The organism is Salinicola rhizosphaerae, from assembly GCF_014652715.1.
In the GTDB taxonomy this organism is placed as follows: Bacteria; Pseudomonadota; Gammaproteobacteria; order Pseudomonadales; family Halomonadaceae; genus Salinicola; species Salinicola rhizosphaerae.
The window spans coordinates 357,292-377,338 of the sequence record NZ_BMZI01000003.1 but is presented as its reverse complement, the minus strand read 5'-3'; the positions used below and the strand labels follow the sequence as shown (position 1 = coordinate 377,338).

Here is a 20,047-nt window from a genome sequence, read left to right as displayed (position 1 = left end):
CGCCTCAGCTTGAAGTGGCAGGCATTTTTTGCTACCAGCATCATCTTGTTGGGGTTGGCGCTGTCGATCACATGGATTAGTTATGAGAGTTTGATGGGGCAGTTTAGCTCACATCAGGCCGCCAATCAGCAAAGTCAACGTCTCCAGATCGAGAGTGCTCTACGAAGTTCTGCAGGTGATCTGAAACAGTTGGCATCGATCGTTGCCTCCTCTGAATCGCTGAGCAAGGCCTTGGAAGAGAAAGATCGAGAGGGTGTGGCCCAGTCACTGAAATATCAGTGGCCGACTATACAGCTGGAAGCAGGCGTCGATGACCTGAAAATCATCGGTCTCAACGGCAGACCGGTAGCCTCCTATGGTGATAAGACGGAGGGTAGTTCTGCAACGCCCGATACTCATTGGTTAGCACATGTGATTGCCAATGAACAACCCGGAGATTTTCTGCGTTGCCAACAGGTCTGCCGCCAATACGCCGCCGTGCCTATTTTGTCGAATGGGAGTAACGCAGGTATCGTGATGGTGTCGCGCTCCCTTATCGAAGTGATGAGCTATTTTATGGGTAGCTCAGGTAACGATATTGCGCTTATTTTAAATAATAGAAAGAAGTCGTTTGGTGATGAGGAGGAACGATGGATTCCTGATTGGGGTGCCTACTCCTTGGCGGTCACTCATAAAGAGAAGACACTGCCTATCATTAAGTCGGCTGCTAAAGCCGCTTCGCTCGAAAGTATCATGGTTAAACCGGTCAGTATCTTTCGTGATGGAGAAAACTTTGAAGTCAGTCTAATTCCTATCGGAAAAAGTGTGCCAAACTTAGAGGCAGGGTATTTTGCCTCGGTCGAGAATGTGTCTAAACAGCTCTCTTCTATTCAGACAACGACCAGAACCGTTTTTGTGGTGGCCTTGGCCGGTTGGGGCTTCTCGGAAGTACTCCTGTTATTCGTACTGTGGAAGCCAGTCCAGAGAATTCGTGCTTTGACGGAGGCGTTGCCGGGATTGGCTACTGGGGATTATACCCGCATGAGATCCGCGCTAAGCGGACGGCGAGGAGAAGAACCGCGTGATGAGATCGATGTGTTGGTCGATTCGGCGCTCAGCCTTGCGACGCAGCTCGAAAGCCTGGAAGAAGAAGTCCATCAAAGAGGGGAGAAGCTGGAGTCTCAAGTTCTAGAGCTTAGAAAAGAGAGAGACTTGATCGGTAATTTGATGAACGCTGCGCAGGTACTGGTCGTTATTCACGATGACACGGGAACGGTGCAGTTGGCGAATCGATACGCCGGTAAGATGGTTGGACAAGACGAACATACGCTCGAAGGGGCAGCTTTTCGCGAAGTTTTCTATAAGCTTGGCAATAGCACCGATTCGCTTACGGCATCCTTCGGGCAAAGGGAAAGTGAGTTGATGTCCCAGGATGGGCAATTGAAAACCATTGTGTGGCATCACACTGCTCTTACTGAGTGGGCGGGGGAAAGACAGTCTACGATATCTGTAGGGCTTGATATTACAGATCGAAAAATTGCAGAAATGCGACTCTCTTGGCTTGCCAATCGTGATCCATTGACGGAGCTCTACAACCGTCGATATTTCGAAAAAGCGCTTCAGCAGGCCGTCTTGCCTGGTGCCAGAGGCGCGATGCTCTATATGGATTTGGATCGCTTCAAAGAGGTCAACGAGCTAGGAGGGCATCAGGCAGGTGATCAACTCCTCAAATTGGTGTCGGAAACACTTCGCCGAGAGTTCGGTAGCCAAGGCGTATTCGCGCGCCTGGGCGGAGATGAGTTTGCCGTACTGCTCGAACGATCCAATGCCGAAGCCGCAGTTGGGTTAGCTAAGCTCATGTCGGAGAAGCTGGAAAATATCAGTCTAGATGTTGATGGACAGCGACATCGCACGGCGGCCAGTATAGGTATCGCTCTCTATCCTGATCACGGGCCGACTCCCAAGGAGCTAATGGCCAGTGCAGACTTTGCGATGTACAAAGCGAAGGAACATGTTTCCTCTCGTTGGCATTTACTGGCATCGAGCAGGGATCGCGATGTACTACAAGAAAGGCTCTACTGGGAAGAGAAGTTGCGCCATGCGTTGAAATATGAAGGCTTCGAGTTATGGCATCAGCCTATCGCAAAGGTCACAGATTCGGCTGTCAGTCACTACGAAATACTGCTACGCATGCGGATTGATGATGACGAGGGGCAGTCTTCCATCATCTCTCCAGGCGCGTTCATTCCAATTGCAGAAAAAAGTGGCCTGATTGTCGATGTCGATCGATGGGTGCTAACCCACTCTCTGAAGCTCATCAACAGGCTCCGTGATCCCTCTCTCAAGTTGGCGGTCAATCTATCGGCGCAGTCGCTACGCGATGAGACGCTGACGCGCTTCTTGAAGGATGGGCTAATTGAGCACCGGGTTTCTCCCTCTCAGCTCATTGTAGAGGTGACAGAGACTGCAGCTGTCACGGATTTTTCAACTGCACGGTGTATTCTTCAGGAAGTGCGGGATATGGGATGTTCGGTTGCACTCGATGATTTTGGTGTTGGCTTCAGTAGTTTTTACTATCTGGATCAACTTCCGGCAGATTATATCAAAATCGATGGTTCTTTCGTCCAGGATCTTCCAGATAGTCGACGCAGCCAGGTGATTGTCAAAGCGGTGGTCGAGATCGCTAGAGGGTTTGGCAAAAAGACGGTCGCTGAATTTGTCGATCGCCCAGAAATCGTGGACATGTTGCGAGAATCAGGTGTCGACTACATGCAGGGGTACTGGTTAGGTAGACCCACTTCCTTTGATATCGGTGGATGAAGTTGAAAACCTAACAACTACAGGGCAATAAGGCGTAGAAATGACTTTGTACGAGCAGTTTCACGAGATTTTTGAATTCGTACTCGCTACCGACCCGGCCGATAAGCACAGCGTTTATGGCTTACGATACGAAGTCTATACGCGAGAATTTGGGCACGCGATGCCTGGCAATCCAGACGCGGGGCTGGAATACGACGAGTTCGATAATATGTCCCTCCACTGTCTCGTTCGTCACCGTCTTACACGAGAGCCTGTTGCTTGTATCCGCGTGATTTATCCAACAGGTGTCACCCCGGATATGCCATCTTTCTTGCCAATAGAGGCTAATGCCCGCGGTCAATTTTTGGACAGAGAACCCAATCCTGCGCAATTTTCTCGGAATTCAATCTGCGAAGTCTCTCGGGCCGCTATCTTAGGGCGATACCGGCGTCGTGACGTTACTGAGTCAGCTTCGAGTCATGATTTCCCTTCGACTTCCCGCGATTATGAAGTCGCTTCTCTCTTGGGAGTCGCCGTCTATCTCTCGTCAACCGCCATGATCGGGCTTATCCAACGGCAGCACGCGTTTGCATTGATGGAGCCACGACTGGCGAGACTGCTGGGCCGGTTTGGGTTGTCGTTTAAAAAGGTGGGTAATAATCAGCAGTTCAATGGGATTCGCGCTGCCTACTACATCGATCAGCTCCAGGCGGTTGAGAAGCTCAGGCCGGAGCTGAGGCGCTTTTACACGATCATTCGACAATCCCTGCACCGCCAATTCGAGAGTGGTTTGAGTCGTACAGGGGATACCAGAGACCGCACCAATCTCCTCGTATCTTGAAATGATAGCGAGCATCATTAATGTTCGCTGTCATGACGGTTGCCGCAGCGTGCCTGATGAGGCTGATCTAACCCACCCCAAACTCAACCCAACGCCTCGGCTATCGCCTTGCCGAGGCTCTCGGTCGTTCCATCTCCTTTGAGATCCGGTGTCAGAGCCGATCTGTCATCGCTGCCCAGCACGCTTTCGATCGCGCTGACGATTGCCGCGCCAGCGTCGGGGTGGCCAAGGTGTTCCAGCATCATGGCGCCGCACCAGATCTGACCGATGGGGTTGGCGATGCCTTTGCCGGCGATGTCCGGGGCGCTGCCGTGCACGGGTTCGAACAGACTCGGGAACTTGCCTTCGGGGTTGATGTTGGCCGAGGGCGCAATGCCGATCGTGCCGGTGCAGGCAGGGCCGAGGTCGGAGAGGATGTCGCCGAACAGGTTGCTGGCGACGACGACGTCGAACCAGTCCGGATGCAGCACGAAATTGGCCGTGAGGATATCGATATGGAATTGGTCCACGGCAACGTCCGGGTAACGGCTGGCCATCGCCTTCACGCGTTCGTCCCAGTAGGGCATCGTGATCGAGATACCGTTGGACTTGGTTGCCGAGGTCAGCTTCCGCCGCGGGCGTGTCTGCGCCAGGTCGAAGGCGTATTTCAGCACCCGATCGACGCCGGTTCGCGTCATGACCGTCTCCTGCATGACCGTTTCGCGCTCGGTGCCTTCGAAGATCTTGCCCCCGATGCTCGAGTATTCGCCCTCGGTGTTTTCGCGAACGACGTAGAAGTCGATCTCCCCCGGCTTGCGATTCGCCAGCGGGCTCTGGATTCCCGGCATTAGTCGGCACGGGCGCAGGTTCACGTACTGATCGAAGTGGCGTCGGAACTGCAAGAGCGATCCCCACAGGGAAACGTGGTCGGGCACCTTTTCCGGCCAGCCGACCGCACCATAGAAGAGCGCGTCGAAGCTCGAGAGGGTCTCAAACCAGTTATCCGGCAACATTTTGCCGTGCTCGAGATAGTAGTCGCAACTGCCGAATTCGAACGATTCGAACTTGAGCGAAAGTTCGAAGCGCTCGGCGGCGGCCTTCAGCACGCGAAGCCCCTCGGGAACGACTTCGGTACCGATACCGTCACCGGCGATGACCGCGATTCTGTGTGTCTTCTGCTGTGTCATGGTGCGCTTACCTCATGAAGTCGATCAGATGCTGGAAGACCGCGTCGGGCGCTTCCTCGGGGAGATAATGGCCACATGGGATGGCGGAGCCTTCCACGCTGGCGTTCGAGACCGCGCGCCACTCGGCCAGCGTATCGAAGCTGCGCTCGATGGTGCCAAATTCGCCCCATAGTGCTGCGAGAGGCACGCGCAGGTGACGGCCGGCATCGCGATCGGCACGATCGTGTTCGAGATCGATGGTGCGCGACGCGCGGTAATCCTCGCAAAGCCCGCGAGCAGCCCCGGGAAGCGCCAAGCAGCGCTGATACTCGGCGATGGCCGCCGGATCGAAAGGGGCAAGCCCGGCGTGGCGTCCGCCCATGATTCGAGTGACATAGTCGCCAGGCGCCGCTTCTATCCAGGATTCCGGCAACGGTGTCGGTTGAATCAGAAAGAACCAGTGCCAATAGGCGGTCGCAAAAGCAAGATCAGTGCCCTCGTACATGGCGAGTGTCGGGGCGATGTCCAGCGTCATCAGCTTCTTCACGCAATCCGGGTGGTCGAGTGCAAGGCGATGCGAGACCCGGCCGCCGCGGTCATGGCCGCAAAGAAAGAAGGACGCGAAACCGAGCGCCTGCATGACGCGGACCTGATCCCGTGCCATCGTGCGTTTGCTGTAGGCGAGGTGCTCGGCGTCCCCGGCGGGCTTGGCCGAGTCGCCGTAGCCTCGCAGGTCCGTCGCGATGACGGTGAATCGCTCTGCCAGCCGCGGTGCTAGCCGATGCCAGATGACGTGGGTTTGCGGGTGGCCATGCAACAGCAGCAGTGGCGGCCCGTTGCCACCGACGACGCCATGGATCGAGACATTGTCGCCCGCATCGATATCGAAGGATTGGAAGGTTTCGAACATGGAGGCGTTTTTCAGCTCGTTTCTCGGAATGAACTATCGAGTACCGAAGCCTGGCGATCGAACTCGGTAGGCGAATTTCGGGCGCCGAACTTCGAATATTAGACTGCAAAGACCGATTTTCGAAGACGGAAGTTAGAGTCTAGTCCCTGTTTGTCGAGAGATAATCACGCTAGCATTCAATCGATTATTGAAGAGAAGTGGATAATCTCGTGACGCCACTCGATGACTTGGCCTTTTTTCAGCACATCGCCAGGGGCGGTAGCCTGACGGGCGCAGCGCGCGAACTCGGGTTATCGCTCTCGGCCGTCAGTAAACGTCTGCAGCAGTTGGAGGCTCGTCTCGGCGTTTCTTTGGCGACGCGGACGACGCGGCGGTTCACGCTGACAGCCGAAGGTGAACGTTACCTTTCGCAGGGCACCCGGCTGCTCGACGATCTCGGCGAGCTGGAGAGTTCGCTGCGTGCCAGCGGTGACTCACTGACCGGCAGACTGCGTATCAACGCGACCTTCGGGTTCGGACGACGCCACGTCGCGCCGCTGATCTCTCGATTCGCCGCTCGGCACCCGCAGTTGGAGATCCTGCTCGATCTCAGCGGCTTTCCCGCCGCGCTGGACGATCGCCGATACGACGTTCAGGTGCGTGTCGGCGAGCCGCCGCCCGCGCGCTGGGTCGCAAGGCATCTACTCGCCAATCGTCGCGTACTCTGCGCTTCGTCTGATTATCTCGAGACCGCGCCGGCACTGGAGACGCCTGAGGACCTCGCTCGACACGATTGCCTGATCGTGCGCGAGAACGATACCGACTATTCACTGTGGCGTTTCGAGGCCGCCGACGACTCGCGTCAACGTCGATCGGTCCGTGTGCAGGGGCGCCTGGCCAGCAACGATGCCGAGGCGATGACCCGAATGGCGCTCGAGGGGCACGGCGTTCTGCTGCGCTCTTGGTGGGATGTGCATGAGTCTCTGGCGAATGGCGAACTGGTCGAGCTGTTGCCCCGGTGGCGCGGCATCCGGGCGGACTTTCATCTGCTTTACCATGAACGCGCGCGTGACAGCCTGCGAGTGAATCGCTTCGTGACATTCATGACAACGGAGATGGCGGGGCGGGTGCCGCCACTGCCTTGAGCACGGCGTGTCACGCCGCTATTTACGGACGAAGACCCAGATCAAAACCGCCGGGAGCGGTTTTTGACGCCGAAGGCGGCCCGCGGGATGGTCGCCAGGGATGGCAGGCCCCAAAAAAACGCCCACCAGGGGATGGTGGGCAGGTAAGGGATCATTCAAGGGAACACTAACTCTGAGTGCGCGAGTCCGAACAAGTTCCCGGGGGCGTCAAAAAAATGCTTTCTGATGTCGGGTTTCTGATGGTGCAGCAACGGGGCTGGGCGCCGCCGTCGGCACGAAAGGCGGCCAACGGGAACATCGGGCAACAGGAGTTGCAGTAACAGGAATGGCAGGCAAAAAAATGCCCACCAGGGGATGGTGGGCAAGTAAGGGATCATTCAAGGGAACACTGACTCAGAGTGCGGCCGACGCCACGAGTTCCCGGAAAGAGCAAGAAATTCGGCACAAAAATGTAACGAATCTTTGCTACCCGCGAGCGACCCGGCATGCGGCGCCGAGACGCTCACGGCGAACTCCCTTCGGATTATCTCGTCAGGCAAAATATCGCGTCAGAGCGACAGAGCCGACTTCACCGTCTCCCAGGCGGGCTGGCCGTCGGCCGTGGTCACGCCATCGAGCATCTTCTCGACCCGATCCGGATGCTGGGCGATCCACGCCTTGGCGACTTCCTCGACCGGCTTCTCCTCCTGACCGTACTGCTGGATCATCCAGCTCTGCTCCTCGGAGGTGAACGAAAACTGGTTGAAGAACGTCACCAGGTTGGGGTGAGCGTCGGCGTAGTCGCTCGCCATCAGCGTACGCACGTCGCTGGCACCGTTGCCTTCACCGAACAGATTCTTGGAATCGCTCAGATAGCGCATCGGCAGTGCGAGGTTCATCCAGTGCGGTTTCCAGCCAACCCAGGCGATGGGCTCGTGATTGGCGATATGGCTCTTGGCCGCGCTCAGCATGCCGACGGTGCTGGTATCCACCAGGGTCCAGTCGCCGAGACCCCAGGCGTCATCGGCGATCGCCTTGTTGAGAATTTCGCTCGCAGCGGAGCCTGCGCCGAAACCGTAGATTTCACCGTTGAACTCATCGCGATGCGCATCGAGATCGGCGAAAGACGTGATGCCCTCGTCGTAGACGTAGTCCGGTACCGCCAGTGTCATCTGCGCGCCGGTCACGTTAGTGGCGAGACGCGTGATGCTGCCATCGCTCTCCAGCGGTTCGAGCATCGGATTCTGGGCCGGTAGCCAGGCGCCAAGGAAGACGTCGACGTCGCCGGTGTCGAGCCCTTGATAGATCACCTGCAGGCCGATCTCCTGCGCCTTGCCTTGATAGCCGAGCGGCGCCAGAAGCTCACGCGCGATTTCGGTCTTGACCGTGATGCCAGGCCAGGCGGGCACGCCGTAGACGACCGTCTCGTCGTCGGCTTGCGCCGTGCCGAGACCGCCCATCGCGAGGCCGGCACTCAGAGCGAGTGCGGGTAGGGTGGAAAGCGTGATTGCGTTTCTCATTTATTGTCTCCTGTCGTTCCCTGTGCCAGATCGGGGGCCTGAAAATCGCTTCTCGGGCAACCTCGACCTGGTTCGATGGGTGCATCCGTCAGGGGATACACGCAGAAAAGCCGCTCGATCGCTCGAGCGGCTCGAATCAACGGGCCTTGGCGGAATCACTCACCGCAACAGGGCCCGCAGATGTGACTGCAGCATGTCCAGGTCGAGATAGGTGCCCTGGAGATGACGCTTGCCGGTATTCGGGTCGAAGGCATTGCGGCCGTGCAGCACGCGGCGATTGTCGAAGGCGACCATCTGGCCCGGCGCCAGCGTGAGCTCGACACGGCGATCCGGACGCCGCAGCACCTGCCAGAATGCCCGGTAGGCGTCGTACCACGCCTCGATACGATCCGCCGGCAGGCTCAGCGTATCGCGAATCCAGTTGTTGAAGCGGATCTCGCGCGGGCGGCCTTCGTCATCCAGGTCGATGATCGGCTCGCGCACGCCGATATCGTGGCCATCGTCCTGGAAGCGGAAGTCGATCGGCGTCTCGGCAAGCACCCGGAACGCGGCCGGATTTTCTTCACGCAGTACCTCGGCCGCGGCGAAACCGTCGGTGAAGCTCGACTCGCCGCCCTCGGCGTCGTTCTCCAGGCAGTAGAGCAGCTGGATGTCCGGTGGCTGACGCCAGTTGGGCAGGTCGGTATGCAGCTCGAGCCCGATAGCGGTGTAGGCGGCGTTGTTCGGATTCGGAATCGAGCGCACGTCGAAGCGTCCGCCGAAATTGGTCGAGCGCATCGGCCCGATGCTCTCGGCGACTCGGGAGACTTCCTCCAGCTCGCATGGGCCGTTATCGAGCAGCGCCAGACCGTCGCGCAGCAGGGCATTGACCCAGCGGCTGCGGCCGTCACCCTCGCCGACGAAATCGGCGTGCGCCACACGCTCGGGGAAGAAGCCCTGACGCCAAGGCGTTGGCGTCGGCAGCAGGCTCGGCAGCGCCTGCCCGGGGCGCCGCTGGTAGAGCCAACCGGCGTCAAAGCGGGAGCGGTGTCCATCGGCCCATGTCAGGCTCAGCGAGTGGTCGTCGAAGTCGAAGCCATCGAGCGCGTCGTCGCTCGCGAAGCGCTCCCAAAGGGGGTCTTCCAGCAGTTTGTAGAGTCGCTCGCGCGTCATCGGGTGGCGACACTCGCTGCAGGCGCAGTGGTCGCGTAGCCACATCAGCGGGAATTCGCCAACCGCCTCGTCGGACCATCGCAGCACAAGCCGTTGGCCTTCGAGCAGCGCACCTATAAGCGGCGTGTCCGGTGCGCCGTCACCCTGGCGATAGCGGCGCAGCTCGGCCATATCGACGGTGGACTGCTCGGCATCGCGTTCGGCGAGACCGTCGTGAAAAGCGTTACCGGATGACAAAAGGAACCTCCCAGCGATGGCGAATCGAGGCCATCGGCGTTGAATCGTGTTGGCGTTAACTCAGGGAAGCGCTGAATAAATCGGCGAGCGAGATGAAGGACTAGGCGCACGGAACGTAGAAGGCGAGACATAACATGGGGTTAGGCGAGTCTTCGAGTACCGCGCAACGTCGTCATTCGCTCGTGCAGACATTTATGCAGCGTTTCCTTAGGTATCGATGCGTGACACTAGGATGCGGATTGCGCACCGGGGTGACAAACGATTAATCTGACCGCAATGGCTAAGCTCAGCTAATGCCAAGCTATGTCTCTTCGACCTTGGTCTCGCCAAGTGCCTTGCTCTCGCGTCCTGTCGACGCCACCGCTCAGCGAGTCGCCCATGTCCGATCTGCCCCCCGTTCTCTGGCTTCAAGCCTTCGAAGCCGCCGCGCGAACGCTCAGCTTTACCGAAGCGGGGCGCGAGCTTGGTGTCACGCAGTCGGCGATCAGTCAGCGCATTCGGCTGCTCGAGGACAAGGTAGGGCAGCCGCTGTTCGTCCGTTACCCGCGCAGTCTTGCGCTGACGCCGGCCGGGCGTGCCTGGCTGCCCAGCGTTCAAGGGGCTTTCACGCGTCTTGCCGAGGGTACCTCCGAAGTCTTCGGCCCCAGCCCCGGCGCGCCGGTGACGCTGCGCGCGACGCCAGCGATGCAGCAGACGTGGCTGGCCCCAAGGCTGATGCGTTTTCAGCAGATGCATCCCGAGGTCACGCTGCGGCTCGTCAGCGCCATATGGGCGGATGACTTCGGCGCGGAAGGGGCTGACCTCGAGATCCGCTACGGGCACGGCGACTGGAACGATGTAGTGGCGGAGTGCCTGGGGCAAGAGCGGCTGTTGCCGGTCTGCTCCTCGGCGTTGGCCGCGGAGCTTCACTCACCGGACGATCTCGCCGGCAAGACGCTGCTGCACGCGGCCGGTTTTGCCGCTGGGTGGCCGCGTTGGCTGGCGCAAGCCGGCGTACCCGGGCTGGAGAGTCGTTGCCAGGCGATGATCTGCGATACGCACGTGACGACGCTGGCGCTCGCCTCCTACGGCGGCGGTGTAGCGCTCTCGCATCGTCGTCTGCTCGAGGCGAGTCGGGATCTGGTCGCGCCTTTCGAACTCGATATGGCAACCGACGAGGCTTTCTGGCTGGTCCGGCCCGCGAGCCGTCAGCTTCGGCCGGCCGCGCTCGAGCTTTGGGCGTGGTTGAGCCAGTCGAATCAGTGAGAGAAGCCGGCCGGCAAACGGGGCCGTTGGTCGGCAAGGCGAGTGCGCTACGCTATATGGAATGCGGTGGATCAACTCGAACCAGAGCCGGAGCCGGAGCGGAGGTGGACATGAAGATGTCAGTCACGAAAACAGGCAGGCGCGGCATTGCCTGCGCTTGTGGCAAGGCGAGGGACGCACAGGGGACGCTGACGTTCAGCGCGGGGATCTCCATTGCGCTGGGGTTGGCGATGATATTGGCGATGGTGTCGTTGTCGGCCCAGGCCGGCAGTGTGACAGCCGTCGATCCGCACACCGGGCATCGGACCAGTCTGCCGGATAACCACCGCGATGGCCGGCCGGACTATGTGCCGCAGCGCTTCGATGTCCATATCGTTCCCGGAATCGCCCAGCCGCGCGAGGAGAGCCGGGCGCGATCCAGCGGCGGCGGCTCGATCTGCCACGGCAGCGATGGCGGCACGACAATCTCCACCGCCAGCCGCAGCTGCGATCCCAAGGCACCGGCCGGGGATGGCGGCCGCGACACGCACGCCGGTAGCGCCGCTTCGACGCGCTGATGGCGACGGGAAGAATCCGGAATTAGCGCGTCAGGCGCTGAAAGTAGTCGCGGAAGGCGGCCACAACCTGGTCGATATCGGCCATCGAGACATCGCGATGGGTCACGAAACGCGGAGCATAGAGTGCGCCGACCAGAATCCCCTGCTCGGCTAGCCAGGCGTGCAGGGGCTCCGGGGCGAACGCCGAGTCCTCAAAAGCCACGAACACCATGTTGGTCGCCTGCGCGGTGACCGTGATGCCGTCGATGGCTGCGAGCCCTGCCGCCAGTCGCTCGGCTTTTTCGTGGTCCTGTATCAGCTGGGGCAAGTGATGGTCGAGCGCATATTCGCAGGCGGCTGCCATCGAGCCGACCTGACGCAGACCGCCGCCGACCACCTTGCGCCAGCGGGTCGCGGTGGCGATGAATGCCTCCGGCCCCACCAGCACCGAGCCCATCGGCGCCCCGAGTCCCTTCGAGCAACAGATCGAGACCGTGTCGAAAGGCGCACATAGCGCTTCCAGGCTCGATCCGCTCGCCGCGGCGGCGTTACCGATTCGCGCGCCGTCCAGATGCGTCGCCAGGCCCTGCTCTCGCGCCAGCGCCGTCGTCTGCGCCACGTGATCCGCGTCGAGTACCTGGCCGTGGAAGGTGTTCTCCAACGTCAACAGGCGCGTGCGCGCGAAATGCGGGTCGACTGGCTTGATCGCCGCCTTCAGTTTGGCGAGCGGCAGTTCACCCGTGTTCAGGCCATCCAGCGGCTGCGGTTGAATACCGCCCAGTACCGCCGCGCCACCGCCTTCCAGTCGGTACGTATGCGCCTGCTGATCGACGAGATACTCGTCGCCGCGCTGGCAGTGGGAAAGCAGCGCCACCAGATTGCTCTGTGTACCGGAGGGGAGGAACAGCGCCGCCGCCTTGCCGGTGCGCTCGGCGAGATAGTGCTCGAGATGCGTCACGCTGGGGTCATCGCCCCAGACATCGTCGCCGACCGGCGCTTCGAACATGACTCGGCGCATCTCGGCGCTGGGGCGGGTGACGGTATCGCTGCGAAGATCGATCATGACTGAAGCCTTTTTGGAATGGGGGCGGCGTGGGTAGAGTGCGGGCAAAACGCCGTGGCCCTGGCGGCTCGTGGCGGGTTGGCGCTCTTGTGATTCGTTGGCGTCGCGCCGCTTGGCTCGACGCTCAATCGAAGTAGGGTGCCAGCACGGTCTCGAGCCAGTCGATGAAGGCTCTGACGCGCTGCGACAGGTTACGCCGATGCGCCACGACGAGCGATGCCGCGAGTGGCTCGGGGCGAAGATCGGGCAGAATCTCAACCAACGCACCGGTGTCGATGTGGTGGGCGAGCGACGAATAGCCCGCCTGGATCAACCCTATCCCGGCCAGACCGGCCGCATGATAGGTCTGAACGCTGTTGACCTGTATTGCGCTCGGCAGCGCGAGCGTCGCGTAGCCCTCGCCGCGCGGGTACTCCCAACCGTTAGGTCGGGCACCGAGTCGCTGGGTGTAATGAATCATGCGATGGTCTTGCGCATGTAGGTCCGCAAGCGTCACCGGCACGCCGTGGCGTGCAAGATAGCCAGGGCTTGCGGCGTTGATCATACGAAGCTTACCGAGCGGTCGCGCGACTAGTGTCTCGTTGACGATCGGCCCTAAGCGAATTACGCAGTCAAGGCCCTCCTCGACGAGATCGACACGCCGGTCGGTGCTCGAGAGTTCCAGTGAAAACTCGGGATGCGCTGCCATGAGCGCCGGCAGGGCGGGGATCACCACGTTCTTCGCAAGCTCGGTCGGCATGTCGACCCGCAACCGCCCGCTCAGCCGGCCCGCCCGGTCGGCGAACATCGACTCCAGTTCCTGCATATCGGCGAGGAGGTCGCGTGCACGGGTATAAAAATCGGCGCCCTCGTCGGTGAGCTGAACGCGCCGAGTGGTGCGATTCAAAAGCGTCACACCGACTTCCCGCTCAAGTTCGCGGATCACGGTGGAAACGCGCCCTTTCTGGATGCCCAAGTTCTCGGCGGCACGCGTGAAACTCGTCATTTCGGCCACACGCGAAAAGATCACAAGCGCGTCGAGGTTCTTCATTGTTCATTGCCAAGGAAACAGTGCGTTCTATTTAACGTGATTTATTACCCAATGGCGACTCATTACCATCGCTTTTACTGTTTCCCCGGAGAAGAATGGAATGAAGATAGCCACGATGACCCAACGCAACTCACCGGCCACCACCGTCGTCATATACCACTCTGGCTATGGACACACCGAGCGCATGGCCGACGCTATCGCCGAAGGAGCCGGCGCTGCGCGGATCGGTATCGATTCTGACGGCAATATCACCGAGAAAGACTGGGAAACGCTCTCTGGCGCGGATGCCATCGTATTCGGTTCTCCCACCTACATGGGTGGTCCCAGCTGGCAGTTCAAAAAGTTCGCCGATGCCTCGTCCCAGCCCTGGTTCAAGAGGCAGTGGCAGAACAAGATCTTCGGCGGCTTCACCAACAGTGCAAGTGTCAACGGCGACAAGCTGAATACGCTGAAATACTTCTTTCTGCTGGCCGGCCAGCACGGCGGTATTTGGATCAACATGGATATCAAACCGGCCAACGTGAAAGCGTCGAAGCGAGATGACCTGAATCGGATGGGCTCCTACATCGGGCCAATGGCGCAGACGCCCGCCGACGCCTCACCCGAAGAGATGTCGACAGGCGATCTCGAGACGGCACGCCTCTATGGCGAACGCGTGGCGATGCTTGCGAGCCAGTTCCTGGCGGGTAGACCCGCAAACGATTGAAGTCCCTGTGCGTGGGCTGCTCTTCAATGGGTCCATGGGCGTCTTTTTAGCTTTCTCGCCAGGAAAAGATCATGAAATACAAAAGACTGGGCCGCACCGGCCTCTATGTCTCCGAGCTTTGCCTCGGCACGATGACCCTGGGCGACAACGCCGATGCGGGTATGTGGAAAGCGATGGGGGCGGTGGGCCAGGGCGAGGCGAATCGACTGATCGAGCGTGCGCTAGCGGCGGGAATCAACTTCATCGATACCGCCGATATCTACGCCTTCGGCGAATCCGAGCGGATCATCGGGCAGGCGCTGAAGGACCTTGGCGCACCCCGCAATGAAATAGTGCTGGCAACGAAGACCGGCGGCGTGATGGGCCCGACACCCAACGATCAGGGGGCGTCGCGCGGGCACATCATGGATTCTGTCCAGCAAAGCCTGGAACGACTTCAGGTCGACCATATCGATCTCTATCAGATCCACGCCAGCGATCCGATCACGCCCATCGACGAGACGCTGCGCGCGCTCGACGACCTTACCCGCCAAGGGTTGGTGCGGTATGTCGGCGTCTCCAACTGGCGTGCGGGCAAGATCGGCAAAGCGCTCGGACTGAGCGCGGCCCAGAACACCCCACGCTTCGAGACGCTGCAGGCTTACTACTCGATTGCCGGGCGTGATGCCGAACGGGAACTGGTGCCCTCGTCGAGGAGGAGCAGATGGGGCTGCTGGTTTGGTCGCCTCTGGCGGGCGGTTTGCTCTCCGGCAAATTCGGCCCCGGCGCGCCGAGCGACGCCAGCTCCCGACGTCAACACTTCGACTTTCCCCCTGTCGATCACGAGCGGGCATGGGCGTGCGTCGCCGAGATGCGGGCCATGGCCGAAGCGCGTGGTATTTCGGTCGCACGCATCGCGCTGGCTTGGTTACTCGCCAAGCCGCACGTGACGAGCGTCGTCATCGGCGCTAAACGGCTCGATCAGCTCGACGACAATATGGGCGCGGTCGATATCCAGCTCACCGAGGATGAGCTTTCGCGTCTCGAGGCCGTGAGCGCACTGGCCCCCGAGTATCCCGGCTGGATGGTCGCGCAGCAGGATGCCAGTCGATGCCCTTCGCCGGCGACGCCCGAGGCACTGCCGTAACGCACACCGCGTGAACGCTTCGAGGCGGGCTGTGCCCACTCGACATTTACCCCGACAACTCACGAGAGAAAACGACATGCCAAAAGGTTATCTGATCGGCCACGTCACCATCACCGATGCAGAGGCGTATGCCGTCTATGCAGAAGCCGCCGGTGCGGCGATGGCCAAGTTTGACTCGACGATGATTGCCGCTTCGGGGCGCTACGACAATCTCGAAGGCGAGGCCCACGAACGACACGTGATCTTCGAGTTCGCCTCGTTCGACGACGCCAAGCGATTCTATGAAAGCCCCGAGTATCAGGCGGCGAAAGCCCTGCGCGCCGAGGCCGCGACTGGCACCTTCGTGCTGCTCGAAGGGGCCGCGTAACGGTTGGCAAAGAGCGCCTAACCCGGCTGTAGTCCGATAAAACGCGTCGTCGACGCGTCAACGAGCGTTTCGCCCCTACTGGCGAAGCGCTTTTCGGCCTCAATAGCGTCGCTCAGTGCGTGAACCGCCGATCACTCACGCGGGGAGGCGTCGGCGCGGCGTTCCATCAACAGCGGTCCGCCGGCGAGCGCCTGCTGCAGACGCGTGAGCAGAATCTCGACGATGGCGTCGTTTTCGCCCACCAGACGCGTCGTGTCGACGTTGAGCCCGGGCGAGTGCGCCATCGCCTGGCTGCAGATCTCGGCGATATCGCCGCCAACGCCTGCATGTCGGCCCGGGGAGAGAAACAGCATCGAGAGAATCACGTGGCTCTCGGCCAGCGCGGGGGAAGCCAGCAGGTTTTCGAGCAGCGGCTCGTTGAAGCGATAGGCATCACCCTCGCGACGTTCCATCGAAGCGAACGTCACGCAGTCGACCTCATCGGCCAGCAGCGCGCTGAGCTGCCCGGCCAAATAGTTGCGCACTGCCGTCACCTCGGGGATGGGGCTGCCGTGATCGACCAGCACGACCTTGGGCCGCGACTGACCCGTCATGCGTTCGCGCACGTTCTCCGCCAGCAGTCGGGCGAGGCGTAGGTCCGGCGCCAGCCGCGTGTCGACCAGCGGTGGGGCGATCCTTACCGAAAGCGACGGGTAGTTGGCCTGCACCTCGGCGAGCCGCTCCGGCAGATAGCCGGTCAGCGCTTTGCTGGGGCCGAAGAAAAACGGCACGATGACCAGTTCCGTGCCGCCCTCTAGCGCGTGGCGTTCGGCCAGCGGCCCCACCGTTACCGCCTTTTCTCCGTCCAGCTGTTCCGGCGGAATCTTGAACGAATGCAGCAGTGACGCGGCCTCGACCGTCTCGCCACTTGCTTCGCTCAAGGCGCGAGCGAGTCGGCGCAGATTGAGTGTGGCGGCGGGGCGAAGGGAGCCATTGTCGACGAGCAGAATCTTTCGCATGGGGCCTCGAGAGAGGAAAGGCAGAGAGATATCCAATGATCTGCCCAGCGCAGATCGTCACCCGATCAGCATACGCGAGCGCGACGAGCAGGTAGAGGTGGTTCCAGATCGAAACCGACATGACTGGCCTCGAAGACGAATCGCTCGATACTCTTGGACTGAATTCTGATCAACGTCTGAGCGTAATGACCGACGACCTACCCATGCCGGCTCGCCTCCGCCAACTGCTCCAAATCGCGCCGCGCGACAGCCTGCCGATGACCTATCAGCAGGTCGCCGAAGCGCTTGGCCTGCAGCCGCCGCGCACCATCCAGCGCGTGGCTCAGGCGCTGGAAACCCTGATGCGCGAGGACGCCGAACAGGGCCGCCCCTTTGTCGCCGCGCTCGTCGTCAGCCGCCGCGGCGAAGGGCTGCCGGCGCAAGGCTTCTTCGATCTCGCGGTGGAGTTGGGGCGATTTCCCGCCGAGCCGGCGCGTTGGGAAGAGACGTGGCGGGAGGCGTTCGACCGAGCGGTAGTGACCAAGGATTAGGCGTACGCGGCAGGTTTCCAGTCGAAGCCGGCGTCCGGATTGCAGACCTTCATCGCTGGTGGCGCATCTCCCGTTCGATTGCCAACAGGAAAAATTAGCGGTCTCCGTCAAAGCCTGCCAAGCCAGTACTGCGGACGTCGTCGGGTATGGGCAACGGCCAGGATTTGAAAGCCATCTGGCTTTTCTCGATAAACGATGGAGAGCGGAAATCGGTGAAGAGGGGCTCGACGAATATCTGGAGCTAATTCCACTTGCCAGGCCTTCGGCGACTCGGCAATGACTGTTATCAACGTCTCGAATTCTTCAAGAAAAGCGCCACCCAGTCCAGGAACCTTTGATTCGTAATAACCCACGGACTCCAGGAACTCGGCTTCCGCTGCCGGGTGAAACGCGTAATTCACTTGATCAGCGCTCGGGCTTTTTTCATGACCTCTTCACCGGGCACAGCCTGAACAGCGCCACTATCAAGCTCTTCGGCCCTGCGGCGAGCCTCGACCAACCAATCGGACCTGAGCTCTTCCTCCGACGGAGCCTCCAGGCTCAACACCAGTCGCTGGACCAGTCGGGTCCGCTCCTCTCTGGATAGATGGAGCGCTTCGTCTTCGATTTTCTGGAGATTCATGGCAGAAACCTTTTACTTTGGCGCCGTTCGATTCTGGCATGGATGCATGCCCGGTGCCACGGCTCGACCTTGGTGTGCGGCGAGGGCTCCAGGGCAAGCGGACGGGCTATGCGTGATTGGCCGAGTACCGATCAGGCCGGTGTACGAGAAGAGAAGCGCTTCGACCCCGACGACGGGTCCTTATGATCAACGACGCATCTCTACATCCGCGCGTTCGCCAACGGCTCGAGCCCCGCCGCGCGACGGCTTCCCGATGCTAGCCTTGTTGGAGTTTCGCAATCGGGTTAGCGTTCTCTCGCTGCTCGCGTAGGCGCCATGACGACCGAAATGTTGGATCACTTACGCTTCTAGATATCGACTCTCTCCGGGTCAGAGCGCGCGACGCTGGCTCGAGAACTCGTCATGAGCCTGGACGGTCCGCGCGACGACGACGTCGAGCAGGCCTGGAGTGATGAAATCGTTCGCCGTGCATCCAAGGCCAAAAGTGGCAGGGGTACAATGCGTAGTCGCGAAGAATTCAGGAGCAAGATGCGGGCAAGACGGGGTCAGGAAATGCGAACGCTCCAAATGCTGGGTGATGAATTGAAAATAATGATCAGGTTTCGGGATATTCGAATCGAAAGAAATGCATGAGAAGGTCTCGATCCATTTCATCTGTTGACGTAAAATTTTGACCAGTTGTTTCGGAGATGGTGCGTTCCCAAAATTTATAGGCTGGCTTGTTGTCAAGCAGCGCTCTGATTTGCCATTTGCCAGGATGAAGGACAAGGCATTTTTGGAAAGCAAGCCTTCCAATACCTGATCTGCGGTGGCTTCTCATGACAAAAAATTGTTCAATGTCATATACAGATTGGTCGAAAGGGTACGGCCTCAAAAAAATGAATCCGGCGATTTTCTCCTTATGCTTGATTCAATAGGGGGTGCGATTCGTATCCTTCCAGTAATCATCCAGCGCTCGAATATCGAATGAAAACTTTCCTGACAAATTCGTCGGAGAAGATGTGAATTCAGACATGTCGTATAAATAAAATTGGAAAATATTTTCCAATATTCCTTGATCCGTGTTGTCTATAATCTCGATGCGAGTGTGCTCTACGCCTTTCATATTTTCCTTGTCTATTTGATGGCTATGGTTGACTCCAATATTGTTCTCAAGTCAAGGAAGCCGGGTTTGATTCTTCGGTTTATAGAAACAACGGTTAGTAATGCTCCAACCGAATTAACACATCCTGCCCAAAATACCTTCTCAACAAATCATAAAGCTCGGGATAGACCTCGACCATCTGATCCGGGGCGGTGAAGAAGAGTTAGCGGCAGACGGCGAAGTACTCGCCAGGATGGGCGGCGGCTTAGTCGACGATTGGAAATGACGTTCGAGGTGTGCCTGTAGGTCATTTCACACGGGGGGTGACGTAAGGCCACCTCTCGGCGTGAACGCCGCTATTGTCTAAAGGCAGGGTGGCGCCGTCGTCTGCTGATTGCCGAGGTTTTGCTGAGAGCAGGCGCTCGGCTCTCGAGTGGGCCTACGGCGAGAGGTTGCTACTGACGCGATCGGTTGTCGATCCGCTCTGGTTTCTATATTATGTACATGTCCAATATATTGTACAGGAATATCCCATGGATGCGGTTAGCTACACGGCTGCTAGAACCAATTTGGCAAAAACCATGGAGCAGGTCTGTGAGGACCACTCTCCCGTCATCATCACTCGGAGCAAGGCGCAGTCCGTGGTCATGATATCGCTCGAGGATTACGAAGCGCTTCAGGAGACGGCGTACCTTCTGCGCGCACCGAAGAACGCCCGTCGACTGCTGGAATCCGTTGCTGAGCTCGAGCAAGGTGGTGGTCAGGAGAGAGAGCTTCTGGAATGAAGCTCATTTTTTCGGAAAATGCCTGGGAAGATTATCTTTACTGGCAAAAGACGGACAAAAGAATTCTTGGCCGAATCAATAAGCTGATCAAAGAGATCGCACGAGAGCCATTCGACGGGATCGGTAAGCCGGAGCCCCTCAAGCATGGCCTTGCCGGTTACTGGTCTCGGAGAATCAACGAAGAGCATCGTATCGTCTACAAAATGACGGACGAGGCTTTAATCATTGCCCAGCTTCGCTATCACTACTAGAAGTCGATGTCTGATGTG

Annotated in this window: 21 protein-coding genes and 1 pseudogene; 12 read left to right on the top strand and 10 right to left on the bottom strand. The window is 59.4% G+C overall.

The features are described 5' to 3' along the window. The first annotated feature begins 9 nt into the window (after positions 1-9). Complete coding sequence (locus IE125_RS07910) at positions 10-2,799, top strand: bifunctional diguanylate cyclase/phosphodiesterase (RefSeq protein WP_189444103.1); 2,790 nt, start codon at positions 10-12, stop codon at positions 2,797-2,799. Positions 2,800-2,839: 40 nt separating this feature from the next. Beyond that, the gene (locus tag IE125_RS07905; RefSeq protein WP_189444102.1) at positions 2,840-3,619 is read left to right on the top strand and encodes a PEP-CTERM/exosortase system-associated acyltransferase; all 780 of its coding nucleotides are present in this window, start codon (positions 2,840-2,842) and stop codon (positions 3,617-3,619) included. 83 nt (positions 3,620-3,702) lie between these two features. Here the strand turns inward: IE125_RS07905 and IE125_RS07900 are convergent, their stop codons facing one another. Further along, complete coding sequence (locus IE125_RS07900) at positions 3,703-4,785, bottom strand: tartrate dehydrogenase (protein WP_189444101.1); 1,083 nt, start codon at positions 4,783-4,785, stop codon at positions 3,703-3,705. 7 nt (positions 4,786-4,792) lie between these two features. After that, the gene (locus IE125_RS07895; protein WP_189444100.1) at positions 4,793-5,674 is read right to left on the bottom strand and encodes an alpha/beta fold hydrolase; all 882 of its coding nucleotides are present in this window, start codon (positions 5,672-5,674) and stop codon (positions 4,793-4,795) included. A 209-nt stretch (positions 5,675-5,883) separates the two neighbouring features. Between IE125_RS07895 and IE125_RS07890 the strand changes: the two genes are divergently transcribed. Further along, entirely contained in the window at positions 5,884-6,798 is a 915-nt protein-coding gene (locus IE125_RS07890; RefSeq protein WP_189444099.1) for a LysR family transcriptional regulator, read from the top strand. 548 nt (positions 6,799-7,346) lie between these two features. On the opposite strand, the gene IE125_RS07885 is transcribed toward IE125_RS07890, so the two are convergent. Together IE125_RS07885 and IE125_RS07880 are read right to left on the bottom strand one after the other, a co-directional pair. Next, positions 7,347-8,297: an ABC transporter substrate-binding protein gene (locus IE125_RS07885; protein WP_189444098.1), complete on the bottom strand. Its 951-nt coding sequence runs from the start codon at positions 8,295-8,297 to the stop codon at positions 7,347-7,349. 159 nt (positions 8,298-8,456) lie between these two features. Then, positions 8,457-9,686, bottom strand: a complete 1,230-nt coding sequence (locus tag IE125_RS07880) for a TauD/TfdA family dioxygenase (protein WP_229808988.1) — start codon at positions 9,684-9,686, stop codon at positions 8,457-8,459. Positions 9,687-10,064: 378 nt separating this feature from the next. On the opposite strand from IE125_RS07880, the gene IE125_RS07875 reads away from it, so the two are divergent. Both IE125_RS07875 and IE125_RS07870 read left to right on the top strand, forming a co-directional pair. Continuing rightward, complete coding sequence (locus tag IE125_RS07875) at positions 10,065-10,931, top strand: LysR substrate-binding domain-containing protein (RefSeq protein WP_189444097.1); 867 nt, start codon at positions 10,065-10,067, stop codon at positions 10,929-10,931. A gap of 116 nt (positions 10,932-11,047) precedes the next feature. Continuing rightward, on the top strand, positions 11,048-11,488 hold the full coding sequence (locus IE125_RS07870; protein WP_189444096.1) for a hypothetical protein: 441 nt from the start codon (positions 11,048-11,050) through the stop codon (positions 11,486-11,488). A 22-nt stretch (positions 11,489-11,510) separates the two neighbouring features. Here IE125_RS07870 and ltaE read toward each other — a convergent pair whose 3' ends face one another. Both ltaE and IE125_RS07860 read right to left on the bottom strand, forming a co-directional pair. Next, entirely contained in the window at positions 11,511-12,530 is a 1,020-nt protein-coding gene (ltaE, locus tag IE125_RS07865) for a low-specificity L-threonine aldolase (RefSeq protein WP_189444095.1), read from the bottom strand. 124 nt (positions 12,531-12,654) lie between these two features. After that, positions 12,655-13,560 (bottom strand): LysR family transcriptional regulator, encoded by a 906-nt coding sequence (locus tag IE125_RS07860; protein WP_189444094.1) that lies wholly within the window; start codon positions 13,558-13,560, stop codon positions 12,655-12,657. A 115-nt stretch (positions 13,561-13,675) separates the two neighbouring features. Here IE125_RS07860 and IE125_RS07855 point away from each other — a divergent pair, with 115 nt between their 5' ends. From IE125_RS07855 to IE125_RS07845, 3 genes and pseudogenes are all read left to right on the top strand, one after another. Continuing rightward, positions 13,676-14,266: a flavodoxin family protein gene (locus IE125_RS07855; protein WP_189444093.1), complete on the top strand. Its 591-nt coding sequence runs from the start codon at positions 13,676-13,678 to the stop codon at positions 14,264-14,266. Positions 14,267-14,337: 71 nt separating this feature from the next. Then, positions 14,338-15,392, top strand: a pseudogene (locus tag IE125_RS07850) (aldo/keto reductase). A gap of 76 nt (positions 15,393-15,468) precedes the next feature. Then, positions 15,469-15,759 carry a DUF1330 domain-containing protein gene (locus IE125_RS07845; protein WP_189444092.1) on the top strand — a complete coding sequence of 97 codons (291 nt, stop codon included), beginning with the start codon at positions 15,469-15,471 and terminating at the stop codon, positions 15,757-15,759. Between the two features lie 131 nt (positions 15,760-15,890). Here IE125_RS07845 and IE125_RS07840 read toward each other — a convergent pair whose 3' ends face one another. Beyond that, positions 15,891-16,757, bottom strand: coding sequence for a sirohydrochlorin chelatase (locus tag IE125_RS07840; protein WP_189444091.1), 867 nt, complete (start codon positions 16,755-16,757; stop codon positions 15,891-15,893). A gap of 203 nt (positions 16,758-16,960) precedes the next feature. Between IE125_RS07840 and IE125_RS07835 the strand changes: the two genes are divergently transcribed. Beyond that, positions 16,961-17,287: a hypothetical protein gene (locus tag IE125_RS07835; protein WP_229808986.1), complete on the top strand. Its 327-nt coding sequence runs from the start codon at positions 16,961-16,963 to the stop codon at positions 17,285-17,287. A gap of 107 nt (positions 17,288-17,394) precedes the next feature. On the opposite strand, the gene IE125_RS07830 is transcribed toward IE125_RS07835, so the two are convergent. Both IE125_RS07830 and IE125_RS07825 read right to left on the bottom strand, forming a co-directional pair. Next, on the bottom strand, positions 17,395-17,688 hold the full coding sequence (locus IE125_RS07830) for a type II toxin-antitoxin system RelE/ParE family toxin (RefSeq protein ID WP_189444089.1): 294 nt from the start codon (positions 17,686-17,688) through the stop codon (positions 17,395-17,397). Then, on the bottom strand, positions 17,685-17,909 hold the full coding sequence (locus IE125_RS07825) for an addiction module protein (protein ID WP_189444088.1): 225 nt from the start codon (positions 17,907-17,909) through the stop codon (positions 17,685-17,687). The genes IE125_RS07830 and IE125_RS07825 overlap by 4 nt, the downstream gene beginning before the upstream one ends. A 402-nt stretch (positions 17,910-18,311) precedes the next feature. Here IE125_RS07825 and IE125_RS07820 point away from each other — a divergent pair, with 402 nt between their 5' ends. After that, complete coding sequence (locus IE125_RS07820; RefSeq protein ID WP_229808985.1) at positions 18,312-18,542, top strand: hypothetical protein; 231 nt, start codon at positions 18,312-18,314, stop codon at positions 18,540-18,542. Here IE125_RS07820 and IE125_RS19415 read toward each other — a convergent pair. Next, positions 18,505-18,783 (bottom strand): GNAT family N-acetyltransferase, encoded by a 279-nt coding sequence (locus tag IE125_RS19415; RefSeq protein ID WP_189444087.1) that lies wholly within the window; start codon positions 18,781-18,783, stop codon positions 18,505-18,507. The genes IE125_RS07820 and IE125_RS19415 overlap by 38 nt on opposite strands. Positions 18,784-19,526: 743 nt before the next feature. Here IE125_RS19415 and IE125_RS07810 point away from each other — a divergent pair. Both IE125_RS07810 and IE125_RS07805 read left to right on the top strand, forming a co-directional pair. Further along, a complete protein-coding gene (locus tag IE125_RS07810) occupies positions 19,527-19,778 on the top strand; it encodes a type II toxin-antitoxin system Phd/YefM family antitoxin (protein WP_189444086.1) in 252 nt (83 codons plus the stop codon). After that, positions 19,775-20,029: a Txe/YoeB family addiction module toxin gene (locus IE125_RS07805; protein WP_189444085.1), complete on the top strand. Its 255-nt coding sequence runs from the start codon at positions 19,775-19,777 to the stop codon at positions 20,027-20,029. The genes IE125_RS07810 and IE125_RS07805 overlap by 4 nt, the downstream gene beginning before the upstream one ends. Positions 20,030-20,047 lie beyond the last annotated feature (18 nt).

Coding starts and splice junctions, on each gene's coding strand:
- IE125_RS07905 (WP_189444102.1), top strand. CDS start 2,840: ATGACTTTGTACGAGCAGTTTCACGAGATTTTTGAATTCGTACTCGCT.
- IE125_RS07900 (WP_189444101.1), bottom strand. CDS start 4,785: ATGACACAGCAGAAGACACACAGAATCGCGGTCATCGCCGGTGACGGT.
- IE125_RS07895 (WP_189444100.1), bottom strand. CDS start 5,674: ATGTTCGAAACCTTCCAATCCTTCGATATCGATGCGGGCGACAATGTC.
- IE125_RS07885 (WP_189444098.1), bottom strand. CDS start 8,297: ATGAGAAACGCAATCACGCTTTCCACCCTACCCGCACTCGCTCTGAGT.
- IE125_RS07875 (WP_189444097.1), top strand. CDS start 10,065: ATGTCCGATCTGCCCCCCGTTCTCTGGCTTCAAGCCTTCGAAGCCGCC.
- IE125_RS07870 (WP_189444096.1), top strand. CDS start 11,048: ATGTCAGTCACGAAAACAGGCAGGCGCGGCATTGCCTGCGCTTGTGGC.
- ltaE (WP_189444095.1), bottom strand. CDS start 12,530: ATGATCGATCTTCGCAGCGATACCGTCACCCGCCCCAGCGCCGAGATG.
- IE125_RS07860 (WP_189444094.1), bottom strand. CDS start 13,560: ATGAAGAACCTCGACGCGCTTGTGATCTTTTCGCGTGTGGCCGAAATG.
- IE125_RS07855 (WP_189444093.1), top strand. CDS start 13,676: ATGACCCAACGCAACTCACCGGCCACCACCGTCGTCATATACCACTCT.
- IE125_RS07845 (WP_189444092.1), top strand. CDS start 15,469: ATGCCAAAAGGTTATCTGATCGGCCACGTCACCATCACCGATGCAGAG.
- IE125_RS07840 (WP_189444091.1), bottom strand. CDS start 16,757: ATGCGAAAGATTCTGCTCGTCGACAATGGCTCCCTTCGCCCCGCCGCC.
- IE125_RS07835 (WP_229808986.1), top strand. CDS start 16,961: ATGCCGGCTCGCCTCCGCCAACTGCTCCAAATCGCGCCGCGCGACAGC.
- IE125_RS07825 (WP_189444088.1), bottom strand. CDS start 17,909: ATGAATCTCCAGAAAATCGAAGACGAAGCGCTCCATCTATCCAGAGAG.
- IE125_RS07820 (WP_229808985.1), top strand. CDS start 18,312: ATGAGCCTGGACGGTCCGCGCGACGACGACGTCGAGCAGGCCTGGAGT.
- IE125_RS07810 (WP_189444086.1), top strand. CDS start 19,527: ATGGATGCGGTTAGCTACACGGCTGCTAGAACCAATTTGGCAAAAACC.
- IE125_RS07805 (WP_189444085.1), top strand. CDS start 19,775: ATGAAGCTCATTTTTTCGGAAAATGCCTGGGAAGATTATCTTTACTGG.